The organism is Xanthomarina arctica, from assembly GCF_014638915.1.
GTDB lineage: Bacteria > Bacteroidota > Bacteroidia > Flavobacteriales > Flavobacteriaceae > Xanthomarina > Xanthomarina arctica.
The window spans coordinates 1,349,500-1,367,666 of record NZ_BMFQ01000001.1; the positions used below are offsets into that span (position 1 = coordinate 1,349,500).

Annotated in this window: 15 protein-coding genes; 4 read left to right on the plus strand and 11 right to left on the minus strand. The window is 32.8% G+C overall.

All coding sequences use genetic code 11. The annotated features are described in order from the left end of the window. Positions 1-6: 6 nt before the first annotated feature. Both murB and IEV77_RS05860 read right to left on the minus strand, forming a co-directional pair. Positions 7-1,020: a UDP-N-acetylmuramate dehydrogenase gene (gene murB, locus IEV77_RS05855; protein ID WP_188462731.1), complete on the minus strand. Its 1,014-nt coding sequence runs from the start codon at positions 1,018-1,020 to the stop codon at positions 7-9. Further along, positions 1,020-2,210: a pyridoxal phosphate-dependent aminotransferase gene (locus IEV77_RS05860; RefSeq protein ID WP_188462733.1), complete on the minus strand. Its 1,191-nt coding sequence runs from the start codon at positions 2,208-2,210 to the stop codon at positions 1,020-1,022. The genes murB and IEV77_RS05860 overlap by 1 nt, the downstream gene beginning before the upstream one ends. Before the next feature lie 127 nt (positions 2,211-2,337). Here IEV77_RS05860 and IEV77_RS05865 point away from each other — a divergent pair, with 127 nt between their 5' ends. Beyond that, entirely contained in the window at positions 2,338-3,681 is a 1,344-nt protein-coding gene (locus IEV77_RS05865; RefSeq protein WP_229736588.1) for an aspartyl protease family protein, read from the plus strand. Positions 3,682-3,736: 55 nt separating this feature from the next. Here the strand turns inward: IEV77_RS05865 and IEV77_RS05870 are convergent, their stop codons facing one another. After that, entirely contained in the window at positions 3,737-4,153 is a 417-nt protein-coding gene (locus IEV77_RS05870) for a DUF1573 domain-containing protein (protein ID WP_188462735.1), read from the minus strand. A gap of 185 nt (positions 4,154-4,338) precedes the next feature. On the opposite strand from IEV77_RS05870, the gene IEV77_RS05875 reads away from it, so the two are divergent. Continuing rightward, a complete protein-coding gene (locus IEV77_RS05875) occupies positions 4,339-6,990 on the plus strand; it encodes a valine--tRNA ligase (RefSeq protein ID WP_188462737.1) in 2,652 nt (883 codons plus the stop codon). A 47-nt stretch (positions 6,991-7,037) separates the two neighbouring features. After that, complete coding sequence (locus IEV77_RS05880; protein ID WP_188462739.1) at positions 7,038-7,847, plus strand: DNA/RNA non-specific endonuclease; 810 nt, start codon at positions 7,038-7,040, stop codon at positions 7,845-7,847. Between the two features lie 121 nt (positions 7,848-7,968). Here IEV77_RS05880 and IEV77_RS05885 read toward each other — a convergent pair whose 3' ends face one another. From IEV77_RS05885 to gcvP, 4 genes are all read right to left on the minus strand, one after another. Continuing rightward, the gene (locus IEV77_RS05885; RefSeq protein ID WP_188462741.1) at positions 7,969-8,817 is read right to left on the minus strand and encodes a glycosyltransferase family 2 protein; all 849 of its coding nucleotides are present in this window, start codon (positions 8,815-8,817) and stop codon (positions 7,969-7,971) included. Positions 8,818-8,875: 58 nt separating this feature from the next. Beyond that, positions 8,876-9,415 carry a class I SAM-dependent methyltransferase gene (locus IEV77_RS05890; protein ID WP_188462743.1) on the minus strand — a complete coding sequence of 180 codons (540 nt, stop codon included), beginning with the start codon at positions 9,413-9,415 and terminating at the stop codon, positions 8,876-8,878. 34 nt (positions 9,416-9,449) lie between these two features. Then, positions 9,450-10,508: a 3-oxoacyl-ACP synthase III family protein gene (locus IEV77_RS05895; RefSeq protein WP_188463003.1), complete on the minus strand. Its 1,059-nt coding sequence runs from the start codon at positions 10,506-10,508 to the stop codon at positions 9,450-9,452. A 175-nt stretch (positions 10,509-10,683) separates the two neighbouring features. Further along, complete coding sequence (gcvP, locus tag IEV77_RS05900) at positions 10,684-13,533, minus strand: aminomethyl-transferring glycine dehydrogenase (RefSeq protein ID WP_188462745.1); 2,850 nt, start codon at positions 13,531-13,533, stop codon at positions 10,684-10,686. Between the two features lie 185 nt (positions 13,534-13,718). Between gcvP and IEV77_RS05905 the strand changes: the two genes are divergently transcribed. Beyond that, positions 13,719-14,552 (plus strand): UbiA prenyltransferase family protein, encoded by an 834-nt coding sequence (locus IEV77_RS05905; RefSeq protein WP_188462747.1) that lies wholly within the window; start codon positions 13,719-13,721, stop codon positions 14,550-14,552. Here IEV77_RS05905 and IEV77_RS05910 read toward each other — a convergent pair. The 4 genes from IEV77_RS05910 to purE form a co-directional block, all read right to left on the minus strand. After that, a complete protein-coding gene (locus tag IEV77_RS05910; protein ID WP_188462749.1) occupies positions 14,532-14,795 on the minus strand; it encodes a hypothetical protein in 264 nt (87 codons plus the stop codon). The two genes, IEV77_RS05905 and IEV77_RS05910, sit on opposite strands and share 21 nt — an antisense overlap. Positions 14,796-14,800: 5 nt before the next feature. Next, positions 14,801-15,352 carry a sigma-70 family RNA polymerase sigma factor gene (locus IEV77_RS05915; RefSeq protein ID WP_188462751.1) on the minus strand — a complete coding sequence of 184 codons (552 nt, stop codon included), beginning with the start codon at positions 15,350-15,352 and terminating at the stop codon, positions 14,801-14,803. 41 nt (positions 15,353-15,393) lie between these two features. Continuing rightward, complete coding sequence (locus IEV77_RS05920) at positions 15,394-17,430, minus strand: M3 family metallopeptidase (RefSeq protein WP_188462753.1); 2,037 nt, start codon at positions 17,428-17,430, stop codon at positions 15,394-15,396. A gap of 200 nt (positions 17,431-17,630) precedes the next feature. After that, the gene (gene purE / locus IEV77_RS05925; RefSeq protein WP_188463005.1) at positions 17,631-18,113 is read right to left on the minus strand and encodes a 5-(carboxyamino)imidazole ribonucleotide mutase; all 483 of its coding nucleotides are present in this window, start codon (positions 18,111-18,113) and stop codon (positions 17,631-17,633) included. Positions 18,114-18,167: the final 54 nt, after the last annotated feature.

Consider the following 18,167-nt stretch of genomic DNA (forward strand, 5'->3'; position numbering starts at 1 on the left):
TTTAATTTAAATAATATTTACCTCTGCTTCAATTGTGATGTTAAAAAGTTGCTTAACAGTTGTCTGGATTAATTTTGCTAATTCTAAAATTTCTTGGCCACTAGCATTGCCATAATTAACTAAAACTAAGGCTTGCTCCTTATGAACGCCATAATCTCCAAATTGTTTTCCTTTAAAGCCTGCTTTTTCAATTAACCAACCCGCAGGAACCTTGATTTCAGTTTCTGAAACTGGATAACCTGGAATATCTTGAAAATTTTCTTTTAAAATGGCATAATTTTCTTTTGAAATAACCGGGTTTTTAAAGAAACTACCACTGTTACCAATTTTTTTAGGATCTGGAAGTTTACTCTGTCTAATTATTATTACCGCTTGTGATACATCTTGAATGGTTGGATTAATAATATCCATTTCAGCTAATTGGTTTGAAATGGAGCCATAAGAAGTATGAAGAGTGTGATTGTTTTTTGAAAGTTTAAATGTCACATTACAAATGATAGATTTTCCTTTTTCTTCTTGTTTGAAAATGGAATTTCTATAGTCGAATTGACATTCTTCCTTGGTGTAAGTTTTTAATGTTTTTGTTTTTTTGTCTAGGACTTGGCAAGAAACAAAGGCATCTTTTAATTCGATGCCATAAGCGCCAATATTTTGAATAGGAGCAGAGCCTACATTTCCTGGAATTAAGGATAGGTTTTCTAGGCCGCCAAAATTCTTGTCTAAACACCAAAGTACAAATTCATGCCAATTTTCACCTGCATTAGCTTGAACAATTGCGAAATTTTCATCTTCCGAAATAATAGAAATGCCCTTAATGTTTAAATGTAACACAAGGGCATCCATGTTTTTGGTTAAAAGCATATTACTGCCGCCTCCCAATACAAAAATGTCTGGATAATTTTCTAACGAAAGTGCGTGCTTTAACTCGTCGATACTATGTATGGTTATAAAGTGCTTTGCCAAAGCGTCTATACCAAAAGTGTTATAAGGTTTTAAAGATATGTTGTGTTGAATATTCACTAATCTTTATACACTTTTAGAGCTTCTTTTAAAATATGGACTGCTTTTTTAAGACTTTCTTGGTTTAATACATAAGCAATTCTAATTTGGTTTAATCCAACTCCAGGAGTGGAATAAAATCCAGCCGCTGGGGCAACCATTATAGTTTCTCCATTTACATCAAAACTTTCTAAAAGCCATTGAGCAAAAGCATCTGAATTTTTAATAGGTAGTTCCACAATGCAATAAAAAGCACCTTTTGGTTTTGCTACTTTAACTCCTTCAATTTTTTCAAGTTCAGAAATTAACGTGTTTCTTCTAGCAACATATTCTTCAATAACATCATCAAAATAACTTTGTGGAGTTTGTAAAGCAGCTTCACTAGCAATTTGGGCTAATGTTGGAGGACTTAATCTGGCTTGAGCAAATTTTAAGGCTGTGGCAATAACTTCTTTGTTTTTTGATACTAAGCATCCAATTCTAGCCCCACACATACTGTATCGTTTAGATACAGAATCTATCATAATGGCGTTTTCGGCAATGCTTTCTTCTTGCATGATGGAATAATGAGTCGCTCCATCATAAACAAACTCTCTATAAACTTCGTCCGAAATTAAAAACAAATCATGCTTTTTTACTATGGCCGCTAATTTTTTAATTTCTTCCTTAGAATATAAATATCCAGTTGGATTTCCAGGATTGCAAATTAAAATAGCTTTTGTTTTTGGTGTGATCAATTTTTCAAACTCTTCAATAGGAGGTAAGGCAAAATTATCTTCAATTTTAGAAATTACAGGAATAATATTTACTCCTGAAGCTGTAGAAAAGCCATTATAATTCGCGTAAAAAGGTTCTGGAATGATAATTTCGTCATCCGTATCCATAATACTTCCAAAAGCAAATAATAAAGCTTCACTTCCGCCTGTAGTTACAATAATATTTTCTTTGGTTAGGTGGATATCGTGTTGGCCGTAGTAAGCAGCGATTTTATTTCTATATTCATCAGAACCTTCAGATCTTGTATAGGCTAAGATTTCCAATGAATGGACTTTTACAGCATCTAAGGCTATTTCTGGAGTTTTAATATCTGGTTGTCCAATATTTAAATGATAAACCGTTTTTCCTTGTTTATAAGCAGCTTCCGCATAAGGAACTAGTTTTCTAATTGGCGATTGTGGCATGTGTTGCCCTTTTTTTGATATACTTGGCATGATACAATTGAATTAAGTAAGCAAAGTTCCGAAATTTATCTTGAAGATTTTTTAAAAAAACATACTAAATAAAAAATTTAAGCCGAAAGTTTCGTAAATTTAAAAGGAAACTCTATTCTAAATATTTATGAAAAAAATTATCTTGGTCATCTCATTGATGTTTTTTTTCAATAATCTAGGGTTCTCTCAAAGTAAGTTTGTTATTCAGAATAAAAAGGAAACGGTTAAGATTCCTTTCAAATTAATTAATAATATCATTATCATTCCTGTTGAAATTAATGGCATCGAATTGTCTTTTTTAGTTGATACAGGCGTTAATAAGTCAATCATTTTTAATTTTTTAAATATTTCGGATAGTCTTCAAATAAAAAATACAGAGACATTTTTTTTAAGAGGTTTGGGTGAAGGTGAAGCTATTAAAGCCTTAAAATCGAAAGGCAATATCTTAAAAATAGGTGATGCTATTAATGTCGATCAGGAATTATTTGCTGTTTATAATCCAAATCTCAATTTTGCTCCAAGACTTGGGATTCCATTAAATGGCATAATAGGTTACGATTTGTTTAAAGATTTTGTAGTTGAAATAAATTATACATCTAAATATATACGACTTACAAATCCTAGTTCTTATACTTACAAAAATTGTAATTCCTGCGAAACTTTAGAGATGGAATTTTATAAAAACAAGCCTTATATTTATTCTAATATTGTAATTAAAGAGAAACAGATTCCTGTAAAATTATTAATAGATTCAGGAGGAAGTGATTCCTTGTGGCTTTTTGAAGAAGATAGTTTAGGGATTCATCCTGGTAACCTCTATTTCGAAGATTTTTTGGGTCATGGTTTGACGGGAAGTGTTTATGGTAAACGTAGTAAAATAAAAGGTTTTTCGATAAATCATTTCAATTTTAATATGGTTAATGTGTCATTTCCTCATCCTGAATCGCTAATCTATGTGAGACAACATAAAGAACGGAATGGAAGTATTGCTGGTAACATTTTAAAGAGGTTTAATTTAATAATTAACTACCCAGATGGAACTATTACATTTAAGAAAAACAGACATTTTTATGATCCATTTAGTTATAACAAAAGTGGGATTGAGTTGGAACAAGACGGTTTAAGACTTGTTAAACAAAAGGATTATGATTATAAAAATACAGATGATTTTTTAGGAGAATATCATCAAGGGTCGAAAACAACGGTTGTATTAGGTACCAAGTATAAAATGGAACTAAAGCCTGTTTATTCAATTGTAGAATTAAGAAAAGATTCACCGGCAGATAACGTAGGACTCATGGTTGGAGATGTTATTTTAACTATTAATGGAAAATCCACAGATAAATATGATCTTCAAGAAATTTCACATATGTTTTATGAAAAACAAGGAGAGCGAATTAAACTGGAAGTTGAAAGAAATGGGGTAGAGTTAACATTCGTGTTTTATTTAGAAGATGTTTTTGAACAATAAAAAAAGCCTTAAGAATTAACTCTCAAGGCTTTTTAAATTGTATAATAAAATGTAATTATTGTTGCATAACACTTTCATTCTTTTTTTCAAGAACGCTTGTTTTACTTGGGTCAATAACTTCACCTTTAATTTTTAAAGCTACAGTTGGAGTCTCTGCATTAGAGATTACTGTTATGGTCTTTCTAATAGGGTTTACTCTATTTGTATCGTACTTAACCTCAATTTCTCCTGTTGCACCTGGTTGAATAGGTCCTTCCGGTTTTTTTGGAACGGTACATCCACAACTAGAATTTACTTTTGAAATAATTAAGGGTTGGTCACCTGTATTTGTAAATTCGAATACGCGAACACCATTAGATCCTTTGTCAATTGTACCATAGTCAATAGTATCTGTTTTAAACACAATTTTTGCTTGAGCTGAAACTGAAAAACTAATTAAACCAATAAACAATACTGTTAATAAATGTTTCATAATTTTATAATTTATAAGATTGTAAACTTAGTACCTTTTTAATCATTTTGCAAAATTTTTAGACGTACGACACACTTATATTCATATTAAACAAATATAAAAGGACATTATGCATCCATAAAGTTTTATCAAAAAAATAAATATAAGTACTTTTGCATGTTATATTTCAAAAACTATTCCAAAGTATGCAAATTCCATCAAAATATGATGCCAGTCAAGTAGAAAGTAAATGGTACGACTACTGGATGAAACACAATTATTTTCATTCTACTCCAGACGAAAGAGAGCCATATACCATTGTAATACCTCCGCCAAACGTAACGGGAATATTACATATGGGACATATGCTTAACAATACCATTCAAGATGTTTTAATACGTCGTGCTCGTTTATTGGGTAAAAATGCGTGTTGGGTTCCTGGAACAGATCATGCCTCTATTGCTACTGAAGCGAAAGTAGTTGCCAGATTAAAAGAGCAAGGAATAGATAAAAACGATTTAACTCGCGAAGAATTTTTAGCACATGCTTGGGAATGGACTGAAGAATATGGTGGCGTTATCCTTGAACAACTTAAGAAATTAGGATGTTCTTGCGATTGGGACAGAACCAAATTCACCATGGATGACGATATGTCTGAAGCTGTAATAAAGGTTTTTGTCGATTTACATAATAAAGGCTTAATTTATCGTGGTTACCGAATGGTAAACTGGGATCCTGAAGCAAAAACAACCTTGTCTGACGAGGAGGTGATCCATGAAGAACGTCAAGGGAATCTATATTATATCAATTATAAAATTGAAGGAAGTGATGATACCTTAACTATTGCTACAACACGTCCTGAAACAATTTTTGGAGATACAGCTATTTGTATTAATCCAAATGACGAACGTTTTGCACATTTACGTGGAAAAAAAGCTATCGTGCCTATTTGTAACCGTGTCATTCCAATTATTGAAGATGACTATGTAGATGTTGAATTTGGAACAGGGTGTTTAAAAGTGACCCCTGCTCATGATGAAAACGATAAGAATTTAGGAGATAAGCACAATTTAGAAGTGATTGATATTTTCAATGAAGATGCTTCATTAAATAGCTTCGGATTACATTACCAAGGACAAGATCGTTTTGTTGCTAGAAAAAATGTAGCTACAGAATTAGAAGAAACTGGTGTTTTAATTAAAACTGAAACACATATCAATAAAGTAGGAACTAGCGAACGTACCAAAGCCGTAATCGAACCAAGATTAAGTGACCAATGGTTCTTAAAAATGGAAGACTTAGTAAAGCCTGCAATAGAAGCGGTTTTAGGTGAAGATGCAGAAATTAAGTTGTTTCCTAAAAAGTTCGAGAATACCTATAGACATTGGATGGAAAATATTCGCGATTGGAATATCTCTAGACAATTACTTTGGGGGCAACAAATTCCAGCTTACTTCTATGGAGATGGGAAAGAAGATTTTGTAGTTGCAGAAAACATCGAAGAGGCTGTTATTCTTGCGAATCAAAAACTAAGTTTGGACACTGAGCGTAGTCGAAGTGTAACTAAAGAAAATTTACGTCAAGATACCGACGCACTGGATACTTGGTTTTCATCTTGGTTATGGCCAATGAGTGTTTTCGATGGTATTCGTAATCCTGAAAACGAAGACATCAAGTATTACTATCCAACAAACGACTTAGTGACAGGTCCGGATATTTTATTCTTTTGGGTAGCACGTATGATTATTGCTGGTTACGAATACAAAGGAGAAAAACCTTTTAACAATGTATATTTAACTGGTTTGGTTCGTGATAAGCAACGTCGTAAAATGAGTAAATCTTTAGGGAACTCACCAGACGCTTTAAAACTTATAAACGATTATAGTGCAGATGGGGTTCGTGTGGGCTTACTTTTAAGTAGTGCCGCCGGAAACGATTTGATGTTCGATGAATCACTTTGTCAGCAAGGAAAAGGTTTTGGAAACAAAATTTGGAATGCTTTCAATTTAACCAACTTATGGGAAGTTAGTGATACTATCGAGCAACCACAGTCTAGTAAAATAGCCTTAGAATGGTATGAAGCTAAGTTTCAAGAAGCTTTAGTAGAAATAGATGATCATTTTAGTAAATACCGTTTAAGCGATGCCTTAATGAGCATCTATAAATTGATTTATGATGATTTCTGTGGGTGGTTATTAGAAATTGTGAAACCAGCTTACCAACAGCCAATCGATGCTAAAACATACCATAGTGTGATAGCTTGTTTCGAAGATAATTTAAAAATTCTTCATCCGTTTATGCCATTTTTAACTGAAGATATTTGGCAATATATTGCTGAACGTACTCCAGAAGAAGCATTAATTGTTGCAAAATGGCCAGAAGCGAAACCTATAAATAAAGATTTAATTTCTCAGTTTGAATTTGCTTCTGAAGTGATTTCAGGAATTAGAACAGTACGTAAAGAAAAGAACATTGCGTTTAAAGATGCGATTGGTTTTTCTGCTATTAATAATGAAAATGCAAATACAGCTTTCGATGCCGTTATTTCAAAATTAGGAAATCTAGAGGCTATCGAATATGTTTCAGAACCTGTTGAAGGTGCTTTAACTTTTAGAGTAAAATCTAACGAGTATTTCATTCCTATGGAAGGTGCGATTGATGTAGAAGCAGAAATCATTAAACTTTCTGAAGAATTAAAATATACAGAAGGGTTTTTGAAATCTGTTCAAAAGAAATTATCAAACGAACGTTTTGTGGCTGGAGCTCCAGAACAAGTTATTACTAACGAGCGTAACAAAGAAGCAGATGCTTTAGCTAAGATTGAAACCTTGAAAGCTAGTTTGGCATCTCTAAAATAAAAATCAATTTACCTGCAAGGTTTCAAAAACCTTGTAGGTTTTATTAAATGACAAAAAGAACCACATATTCCATAGTTGCTATTTTACTCTTATGTGGTGTTTATTATTTTGAGTTTTATCTGGAACAGAAGGAGCAACAGGTTATAGTTGATTCCGGTAAAACAGTAAAAAATAATACCAACGAATTCTTTCTACCCACAAGTACTACAGGACAAATAATTCATCACAATGGGTATTCGTTGTCTTATAGCGAACCTCATGAACAAGCTGAATGGGTTGCTTACGAGTTAAAGAAAGAACACCTTTCTAATACCAATTTTAAAAGACCTTATTTTGAAATAGATCCAGCCGTGAAAACTGGAGCAGCAGATTGGAGAAATTATAAAAAGTCGGGATTTGATAGAGGTCATTTATGTCCAGCAGGAGATAAAGCCTACAGTCAAGAAGCCTATAATGAAACTTTTTTAACAAGCAATATAAGTCCGCAGAACCATGAATTTAATTCTGGAATTTGGAATACTTTAGAACAGAAAGTGAGATATTGGGCAGGTAAATACAATGGTGTATTTGTTATTACTGGAGGTGTTTTAGAAGAGAATTTAAGGACAATAGGAGATGAAAGAGTTTCAGTTCCAAATCAGTTTTATAAAATACTGATTGATACCAATTCTGGTAAAACGAAGATGATTGCTTTTTTAATGCCTCATGAGAATTCTAATCTTCCTCTGTACAAATTTGTTGTGTCTGTAGATTCTATCGAATCTCTCACTGGAATTGATTTCTTTCCGGAATTGGATGATGCTTTAGAAAATGAGCTAGAATCTTCAACTAGTTATAAAAATTGGAGTTTTAATTGACACCTTCCTGTCATGCAGAGCGAAACTGAAATATCTCATTTCTTAATAAGATTCTTGTTTTCTTCGTAAAATACTTTCAATCAAAATATATTTTGATTTCAATAGTGTTCAGAATGACATCTTATTTGAACTTACTTAATATGCCTTTCCAACGAAGATTTCTAATAAAAGCCCCTTGTTCTTCAGAAACTAAAAATGAAAGTTTTTCTTTCTTAGCTTTAAAAAAACCAGCCATATAGTCTTTAAATAAATTGAAACTCCCTTTTTTGTATGCCAATTTTAAAGCTGAAATAAGCGTAATAACAAATCCATATCGCATTTTGTACATGGCTTCCCCTTGCAAGTGCTTAGATGCTTTGTTATAACTAATTCCTGTAGGTTTTAAATGTTTTACATGAAGTGTTTCGTCAGTTAGTAATTCCCAACCATAGAATTTTGCAAGTAGCTCGTCAACGGTATCCCAACCCATAGATGGTTTTAGTTTTCCAATTTCCTCAAAGCACGTTTTTCTGTAAGCTTTTAAAGCCCCTCGAATATGATCTTTTCTTGTTAGGTTTTCTAAAATCCAAGAGTTGTTTTTTTCAATATAACAAAACCCAGATGCCATTCCAAGTTTCTTATTTGCGTTAAAATGAAAAGCTAATTGCTTTAAATAGTTCTTCGGAAAAATTAAATCGGCATCAAATTTACAGATCACATCAAAATCTTCATCTAAAGTTTCATAGCCTTTATAAAAGGCATTAATGATTTTGGAACCGGGTAAATGTTTGTCTGAAGAAATTGTGTTTACTAAAGAAATCCAGTTGTATTTTGAAGCGAATGTTTCTACAATTTGTTGTGTATTGTCTGTGGAATGATCATTTACAATTACAACCTTTTTTGGTAAGAGGGTTTGTGCAACCAAGGAATCTAAAGTTTGCTTGATGCAAGCTTCTTCGTTATGAGCAGGAATAACAATGTAGAAATTCAAGATTTGAAGTTTAAGATTCAAAGTTAATCTTAATTTATGTCTTTTTGGAATTTGGTTTTTAGCTTTTTGGAATTTGTGCAATTCTTTCAGCATATACAATATAATACCTTGGAGTAAACCAACGTAAAATAGGGCGTATTCCAATTTTTTTGGTTGGATTGGTCCATTTCTGTCTGTCTATAATTTTCCAACCTGCTTTTTCTAAAAGCCAGTCAAACTGCCAATCTTCAAATTCGTGATAATGTCTATCTAACATATCCGTTTTACTTCTATATGCTGAAGAAAACCATAATTTTAATGGAATACTAGCTACGAGTTTATCAGTTTTTATAGATTTCAAAACAGTAAAAGGAGAGAGTAAATGTTCGAAAATTTCAAAAGCAGTTACAACGTCAGCATTTGAATTTTCAATAGTAGATGTATCTATGTCTAAATCTTCGCCTTGCGTATTTTCAACTTTAAAACCATGTTGTTTCATGATTTCTGTAAACGGATTTTCAACACCTAAATCTAAAATATCAGAATCGGTTGAAATATGTTTCGTTAAAAATTCAGCTGTATGTTTAAAGCGTTTATTTGGAAAAGTATTTTCGTACATCTTAAGTTTCCGAGAAAACGGAAATCATTTTGAGTTAATATTTATACACGATTGCGTTGATGTTCATTCCTGCGCCAACACTTGCGAACATAATAACATCTCCTTTATTAATTTCTTGACCTTCCAATTGACCTTTTAAAATCAAATCGTATAAAGTAGGAATAGTAGCTACGCTTGAATTCCCTAACTTGTTTATAGTCATTGGCATAATACCTTTTGGCATGTCCATGTTATAAAGTTTATAAAAGCGTTGCACAATGGCTTCATCCATTTTTTCGTTAGCTTGATGAATGAGGATTTTCTTTAAATCACCTATGTTATAACCACTTCTATCTAAACAAGATTTCATAGCGGCAGGAACATGATTTAAGGCAAATTCATAAATCTTTCTGCCATACATTTTTATATAACGACGTTTGTCTGTGATTTCTGGATGGTTGGTTTCACCAAAATAAATAAAATGCGCTTCGTCAACAGCATAGGTTGCACTTTCATGAGTAATAATACCACCTTCTTCATCTGTTTCTTCAAGGATAACGGCTCCAGCTCCATCGCTATAAATCATGGAATCTCTGTCGTGTTTATCAATGACACGAGATAATGTTTCGGCACCAATAACTAAACATTTTTTTGCAATTCCTGACTTTATAAAGGCATTGGCTTGAATCAGTCCTTCATTCCAGCCTGGGCATCCAAAAAGGAGGTCGTAAGCTACACATTTAGGATTTTTAATTCCAAGAAGATGCTTTACTCTAGAGGCTATGCTAGGAACTGTATCACTTTGTTCTGCTAAGTGTTTTACATCTCCATAGTTATGACCTACAATGATGTAGTCGAGTTCTTCTTGATTTATTTTTGAATCTTCAATTGCTTTTTGAGCAGCAAAAAAAGCAAGATCTGAAGTTGTTAGATGATCTTCCGCATATCGGCGTTCGCCAATTCCAGTAATTGCTTTGAATTTTTCAATAATGACTTCATTATGATGTTTTATAGAAGAACCATCTTCATTATGAAATTCATGCTTATTAAAAGCTTCATTTCTTTCAATGTTGTTTGGAATGTAGCTGCCAGTTCCTGTGATTTTTGTTGACATCATGTTGCTATTAATCTGTTATTCTTATGCTAAATTAATCAATAATAAATGGTTAGCATATTCATTTGTTAATAATTATTTAATATTTATGAAATTCTTAAAAAAGAAGCAATATTATTTTGTATTCAGCAAAAAAGCTCTCGAAAAGAGAGCTTTTAAATAATTACTTATGCAATTATGCTTCCATGTATGCTTCAATGGGTGCACAGGTACAAATAAGGTTTCTATCCCCATAAGCATCGTCTACACGTCTTACGCTTGGCCAGAATTTATTATCTCTAATATAATCTAATGGAAAAGCAGCAGTCTCTCTTGAATAAGGCATTGACCAGTCAGAAGACGTTAGCATTTCTAGTGTGTGAGGTGCATTTTTAAGAACATTGTTGTCATCGTCTTTTGAAGCCATATCAATTTCTTTTTTAATAGAAATCAATGCATCACAAAAGCGATCCATTTCAGCTTTACTTTCGCTTTCAGTAGGTTCGATCATTAAAGTTCCAGCTACAGGGAATGAAACAGTTGGCGCATGGAAACCATAATCCATTAAACGTTTTGCGATGTCTGTTACCTCAATACCATTAGCTTTAAAAGGTCTGCAATCAACAATCATTTCGTGAGCTGCACGACCACATTCTCCAGAATACAACGTGTCGAACTGACCTTGTAAACGATGTTTGATGTAATTAGCATTTAAAATGGCAGATTTAGTAGAGTGTGTTAACCCTTCTGCGCCTAACATCTTAATATAAGCATATGATATTAAGCAAACCAAGGAAGATCCATAAGGTGCTGCTGAAATAGCAGTAATCGCTTTTTCTCCTCCAGTTTTAATAATTGGGTTTCCTGGTAAAAATGGTGCCAATTGTTTTGCAACACAAATTGGGCCAACTCCAGGACCTCCACCTCCATGAGGAATTGCAAAGGTTTTATGTAAGTTTAAATGACAAACATCTGCACCAATATTTCCTGGATTTGTTAATCCTACTTGGGCATTCATATTTGCTCCATCCATGTATACTTGCCCTCCATTATCATGAATTATTTGCGTGATTTCTTTGATAGCTGATTCGTAAACACCATGCGTTGATGGGTAAGTAACCATAATGCAAGAAAGATTATCTTTATGTAACTCTGCCTTTTCACGTAGATCTTCAACGTCTATATTTCCTTTCTCGGTAGATTTTGTAACAACTACTTTCATTCCAGCCATCACTGCACTTGCAGGATTAGTTCCGTGTGCGGAAGAAGGAATTAAACAGATGTTTCTATGATGATCTCCACGTGACTCATGATAGGCTTTAATAACCATTAAACCTGCATATTCGCCTTGTGCACCAGAATTAGGTTGTAAAGAGGTAGCTGCAAAACCAGTAATTTCTGTTAATTGGTCTTCAAGCTCTTTTAAAATTGTTTGGTATCCTTGTGCTTGTTCCACTGGAACGAAAGGGTGAATGCTTCCCCAGTTAGGTGAACTTAAAGGCAACATTTCGGCAGCGGCATTTAATTTCATGGTACAAGAGCCTAAAGCAATCATAGAATGATTTAAGGATAAATCTTTTCGTTCTAACATTTTGATGTAACGCATCAATTCCGTTTCAGAATGATGAGAATTAAAGACGTCTAATGTTAAAAACTCGGATTTTCTTTGAAGGTTTTCAGAAATATAATTGTTTTCTGAAAGCGAGGTCATTTTAAGAGTGTCTTTTCCTGTTGCTTCAGCAAAAATGGCAACAATTTGGTTGGCATTTTTTAGGTTTGTTGTTTCATTAATTGAAATAGTAACCGTATTCGCATCAGGATAAAAGAAATTTACTTCATTTTTTTCAGCAAGCGCTTTTATTTTTGAAGCATCAGCTTGTATGCTTAACGTATCAAAATAAGAAGTGTTAGTTTGTTTAAAACCTAACTTTTCAATGGCATTGGAAATGGTTGTTGCTGTATTGTGGACTTTATTAGCTATAAATTGTAAGCCTTTTGGACCATGATATACAGCATACATTCCGGCCATCACAGCTAGTAATACTTGAGCGGTACAAATATTAGAAGTTGCTTTGTCGCGTTTAATGTGCTGTTCTCTAGTTTGTAAAGCCATACGTAAAGCTCTATTACCATTTACGTCTTTGGTAACACCAATAATACGTCCAGGAATATCTCTTTTATAAGCATCTTTTGTAGCAAAAAACGCCGCGTGAGGTCCACCATAACCCATTGGGATTCCAAAACGTTGGGTTGTTCCAACTACAACGTCTGCACCAAATTTACCTGGAGCTTCTAACATAACCAGGCTTAAAATATCTGCAGCTACTGCAACTTTTATTTGTGCTTTATTTGCTTTTTCAATAAACGATTTAATATCAGTTACCTGTCCATTTTTTCCAGGATATTGAAGGATTGCTCCAAAAAATTCTGAAGAAAAATTAAATGTATCTTCATTTCCTATCTCCAATTCAATTCCAATTGGAGTTGCTCTTGTTTGAAGTAATGATAGCGTTTGTGGTAAAATGTTTTCGGAAACAAAGAATTTATTCACACCAGCTTTTTTCTGATCGCGCTCTCTAACGGAAAACAATAAACTCATAGCTTCTGCAGCAGCTGTACTCTCATCTAGAAGTGAGGCATTTGCTAATTCCATTCCCGTAAGGTCTGTAACCATGGTTTGGAAATTTAATAAAGCCTCTAAACGACCTTGAGCTATTTCTGCTTGGTAAGGTGTGTAAGCAGTATACCAACCCGGGTTCTCAAGAATGTTTCTTTGAATTACCGGAGGTAATATGGTTGGATGATATCCAAGTCCAATATAGGTTTTGTATGTTTTATTTAGTTTAGAAAGATCATGAATATGAGTAAGATATTCATACTCACTCATAGGTTCGTCCAAATCTAATGGTTTTTTTAATCGAATACCATCAGGAAGTGTTTCAAAAATAAGTTGATCTAAAGAGTCCACACCAATGGTTTTTAACATTAGGTTTTGGTCTTCTTCTCTAGAACCAATGTGGCGAAGTGCGAAATTAGTTGTGTTCATTAAAAATTAGTTGTGTTAAGAATACGGTTTCTCGAAAATACTGTTTTAATGTTGCTATGATAATAAAAAATATAGCGCTTTTTTTCAAGCGCAAAATTACGGAATAATTCACTCTTTTTTGTTAATGAAAACTAAAGTTTTTAACCAATTAAAAAGGTTATTAACACTTTACGTACATTTGTTTTATGCGTTTGTTAAAGCAAATATTTAATTTTTATATCGATAGTAGTATTCATGTGGCTTTAGCTGTAATGGCTCTGTCATGGATCACGCTTTTAGAGTTTCAAGTTCCTTATGATGGAGCGGTGCTATACTTTATATTTTTTGCTTCAGTTTCTGGTTATAATTTTGTGAAATACTTTGGTTTAGCGCGATTCCATCATAGAAGTTTAACAAGCTGGCTAAAGTTAATTCAAATATTTTCTTTAGTGTGTTTTCTGCTTATGTGCTATTATGCATGGCAGTTAGAACTTAAAACTCTTATAATTATTCTTGTTTTTGGAGTGGTAACTTTTTTATACGCCATACCATTTTTGCCAAATAAAATAATTTATGATAGTCAGAAAAACCTCAGAAATATTAGTGGTTTAAAAGTGTATATTATTGCTTTGGTTTGGGCAGGAGTAACGGTTGTATTACCTTTAATAAATAATAATGTACACTTAAATGCAGATGTGGTAATTACCGTTATTCAAAGGTTTGTTTTTGTAACGGTTTTAATGTTCCCTTTTGAGATTAGGGATTTAAATTATGATAGTTTGAAACTTGCCACTATTCCGCAACAGATAGGGATAAAAAACACGAAGATTATTGGAGTTCTCTTATTAATGTTGTTTTTCTTTTTGGAATTGTTTAAAGATGAGATTAGTGAGTATAATCTGATAATTCTGCTTGTGATTATCCTTATAACTCTAATGTTTCTAATATTTACAAATAGAAATCAAAAAATATACTACTGTTCGTTTTGGGTTGAAGGTATCCCAATTTATTGGTTGTTATTAATGCTCTTGTTTTTTTAATTCCTTCTGAAGTGTTTCTTTTAAATTTTCTTTTTCAGATTGTTTTAAACAAGTCACTTTTGATTGTTTCAATGATTGGGTTAGTTTTTTATTTTTACTAACATAAGTTCTAGTAATTCTACACCATAAAAAACGAAGGCTCAGCTTAAATTTTTCCCACAAAGTAGCTTCTTTGTACTGAGATTTATCACAAATAATCTGTGCTTCTTCACACGATATAAATAAAAAGGATTTATTTTTCATCTTTCTTAAAACCAATTTTTTTCCATACACTCTGCCATTGTTATTCTTGCTCTATGGATTATTACCCACAGATTAGACGGAGTGATGTTCAGTTCATTACAAATAGTATCAGTTTCTAATCCTTCTATAGTTTTCATTCTAAAAACGGTAGCCTGTTTTTGCGGTAATTTGTTTAAACAATTGTAAATGGCATCCCCCAGTTCTTCATTAATAATGGTGTCTTCAGCTGTTTTATAATCTGGATCTGCTACTCTTTTTTCCAACCAGCTTCCTTCGTCATCTTCAGAATTAAATTCTACACGAATTTCAGCTTTACCTTTATTTGAATTTATTTTTCGGTAATGGTCAATTATTTTTCGTTTTAAAATTGATATGAGCCATGTACGTTCACTTGCTTCACCTTTGAAATTCTTCATAGATTTTAAGCCAGCAAAAAACGTATCCTGAACCAGATCTTTTGCTTTTTCTCTATCATTAACGCGAGAAACAGTAAAATTGAAAAGGTAATCGGAATACAGGTCGATCCATTGGTTAGGATCTATTGTGTGTTTAGGCATATTTATTTTTAAACAGTTTTATCAAAAATAGAATAAATATTCTACTTCTCAATCAATCCAGCACGCTTTAATAAGGCATCTGGTTTAGGTTCTTGTCCTCTAAAACGTTTATAAAGAATCATTGGATCTTCCGTTCCTCCCTGAGAAAGTACATGTTCTTTAAATTTAGTTGCGACTTCTATATTAAAAATTCCTTTTTCTTGAAAAAATTCAAAAGCATCAGCATCTAAAACTTCTGCCCATTTATAGCTGTAATACCCAGAACTATATCCTCCTTGAAAAATATGTGAGAATGCTGTACTCATGCAATTCTCAGCCACATCTGGATATAATTTTGTGTTTTCAAAAGCTTCCAATTCATGTGCCTTTACAGATGTAATAGATTCTGGGGAAGCTGTTGCATGCCAACTCATATCAAGTAGTCCAAAACTAATTTGACGTAAGGTTTGCATCCCTTCATGAAAAGTTGAAGAGGCTTTGATTTTTTCAATTAAATCCATAGGAATAACTTCGCCTGTTTCATAATGCGTGGCAAATAACTCTAAGGCTTCTTTCTCATAACACCAGTTTTCCAATACTTGACTTGGTAATTCTACAAAATCCCAAAAGACACTGGTTCCTGAGATACTAGGATAGGTTGTGTTGGCCAGCATGCCATGTAAAGCATGACCAAATTCATGAAACAAAGTTGTTACTTCATTAAAAGTTAATAATGAAGGTTTGCTTTTTGTTGGTTTTGTAAAGTTGCAAACTATGGAGATGTGAGGACGTGAATTTTCGTCGTTTTTTACATATTGTGGCTTGTAAGAAGTCATCCAAGCCCCATTTCGTTTTCCAGGTCTTGGAAAGAAATCGGCATAGAAAATGGAGACTAAATCCCCTTTATCGTTAGTTACTTTATAGGTTAAAACATCTTCGTGATATTTGTCTATGGTTGAAATTTCTTCAAAATGTAAACCATATAATTTTTCTGAAATAGTGAAAACACCTTGAATCACATTTTCAAGTTTAAAATAAGGTTTTAATTTTTCGTCGTCTAAATTGAAACGCTTTTGCTTTAATTTTTCAGCATAATAAGAACCGTCCCATTTCTGTAATTGGTCGATGTTATCTAATCCTTTTGCAAAGGCTTCCAATTCGTTAAACTCATTTAAAGCTGCAGGTTTGGCTTTCTCTAAAAGTTCATTTAAAAAAGAATTAACTTTTTCTGGTGTTTTAGCCATGCGTTCTTCAAGAACAAAATGTGCATGTGTTTTATAACCTAGTAATTTAGCTCTTTGATAACGAAGTTTTACAATTTGTAAGACATTATCTTGATTGTCCAAAGCATCGTTATGAAATGCTTTTGCACCAGAAGCAATGGCTAGTTTTTTACGCAGTTCGCGATTATCAGCATAAGTCATAAACGGAATGTAACTAGGATAATCTAAGGTGATTAACCAGCCTTCCTTGTCTTTAGATTCTGCTAATTGTTGTGCCGCTTCTTTTGCTCCTTCTGGTAAACCAGACAGATCTTCTTCATTTGTAATTAGCATTTCAAACTTATTTGTTTCTGCTAATACATTTTCGCCAAACGTCAGTTTTAATTTGCTTAAAGCTTTGTCGATATCCCTTAGTTGTTGTTTTTTACCTTCTGGTAAATTAGCACCATTTCTAGAGAAACCTTTGTATTTTTTATCTAAAAGTGTTTTTTGTTCTGTGGATAAATCTAAGCTATCTTTCTCGTTGTAAACTGTTTTAACACGTTTAAACAAGGTTTCGTTTAAAGTAATATCGTTACTGAATTCAGATAATAACGGAGAAACCTCTTGAGCAATTTTTTGAATATCGTCATTAGTTTCAGCAGAATTTAAATTAAAAAAGATGCTTGAAATTCTATCTAATTGTTCACCTGAAAAATCTAAAGCTTCAATCGTATTTTTAAAGCTTGGTTTCTCTGGGTTATTTGCTATTTCGTCAATTTCTTTTTTAGCTTTTTCAATGGCTTTTTCAAAAGCAGGTAAAAAATGTTTGTTTTCTATTTTCGAAAAAGGAGCTGTATGAAACTCTGTGTCAAATGGTTTATTGAGAATATTCATTTTTGAATGAGTCTATTTGAAAATCAATGTCTTAATTTTCCTACTAAGAAGTTGATTTTCTGATTATTAACTTTTTATTATGATTTATTTTTGAATATAAGTGCTACTTTTGCATCAGATTTTTCATGAGAGTTTTAAGTGACTCTTTTAAATAGTTGATTAATAGCGATTAAAACCTCGACCAAAAGTCGAGGTTTTTTTTATTTCAAATCTTTTGAAGAGGCTATAACTTTAGCTTTTAATTCTTCTTTGTATTGTATTATTTTATCTAAAACTAGAGGATTTGAACTTCCAATAATTTGGGCAGCTAAAATACCTGCATTTTTAGCACCGTTTAGAGCTACAGTTGCTACAGGAACTCCTCCAGGCATTTGCAAAATGGATAAAATTGAATCCCAACCATCAATAGAATTACTGCTTTTTACTGGAACTCCAATAATTGGAAGAGGAGATAAAGAGGCTATCATTCCAGGTAGATGTGCTGCGCCACCAGCTCCAGCAATAATTACTGAAAAGCCACGTGTGTGTGCGTTTTTACCATAATCGAATAATTTTTCTGGTGTTCTATGTGCCGAAACAATATCCACTTCCACTTCAATATTGAAACTTTTTAAAATATCTATGGCTTCTTGCATAACAGGAAGATCGCTTTTGCTTCCCATAATAATTCCTACTTTCATAATAAATTCTAAATTTCAAATTTCCTGTCTAGCCGACAGGCAGGCAAATTCCAAATT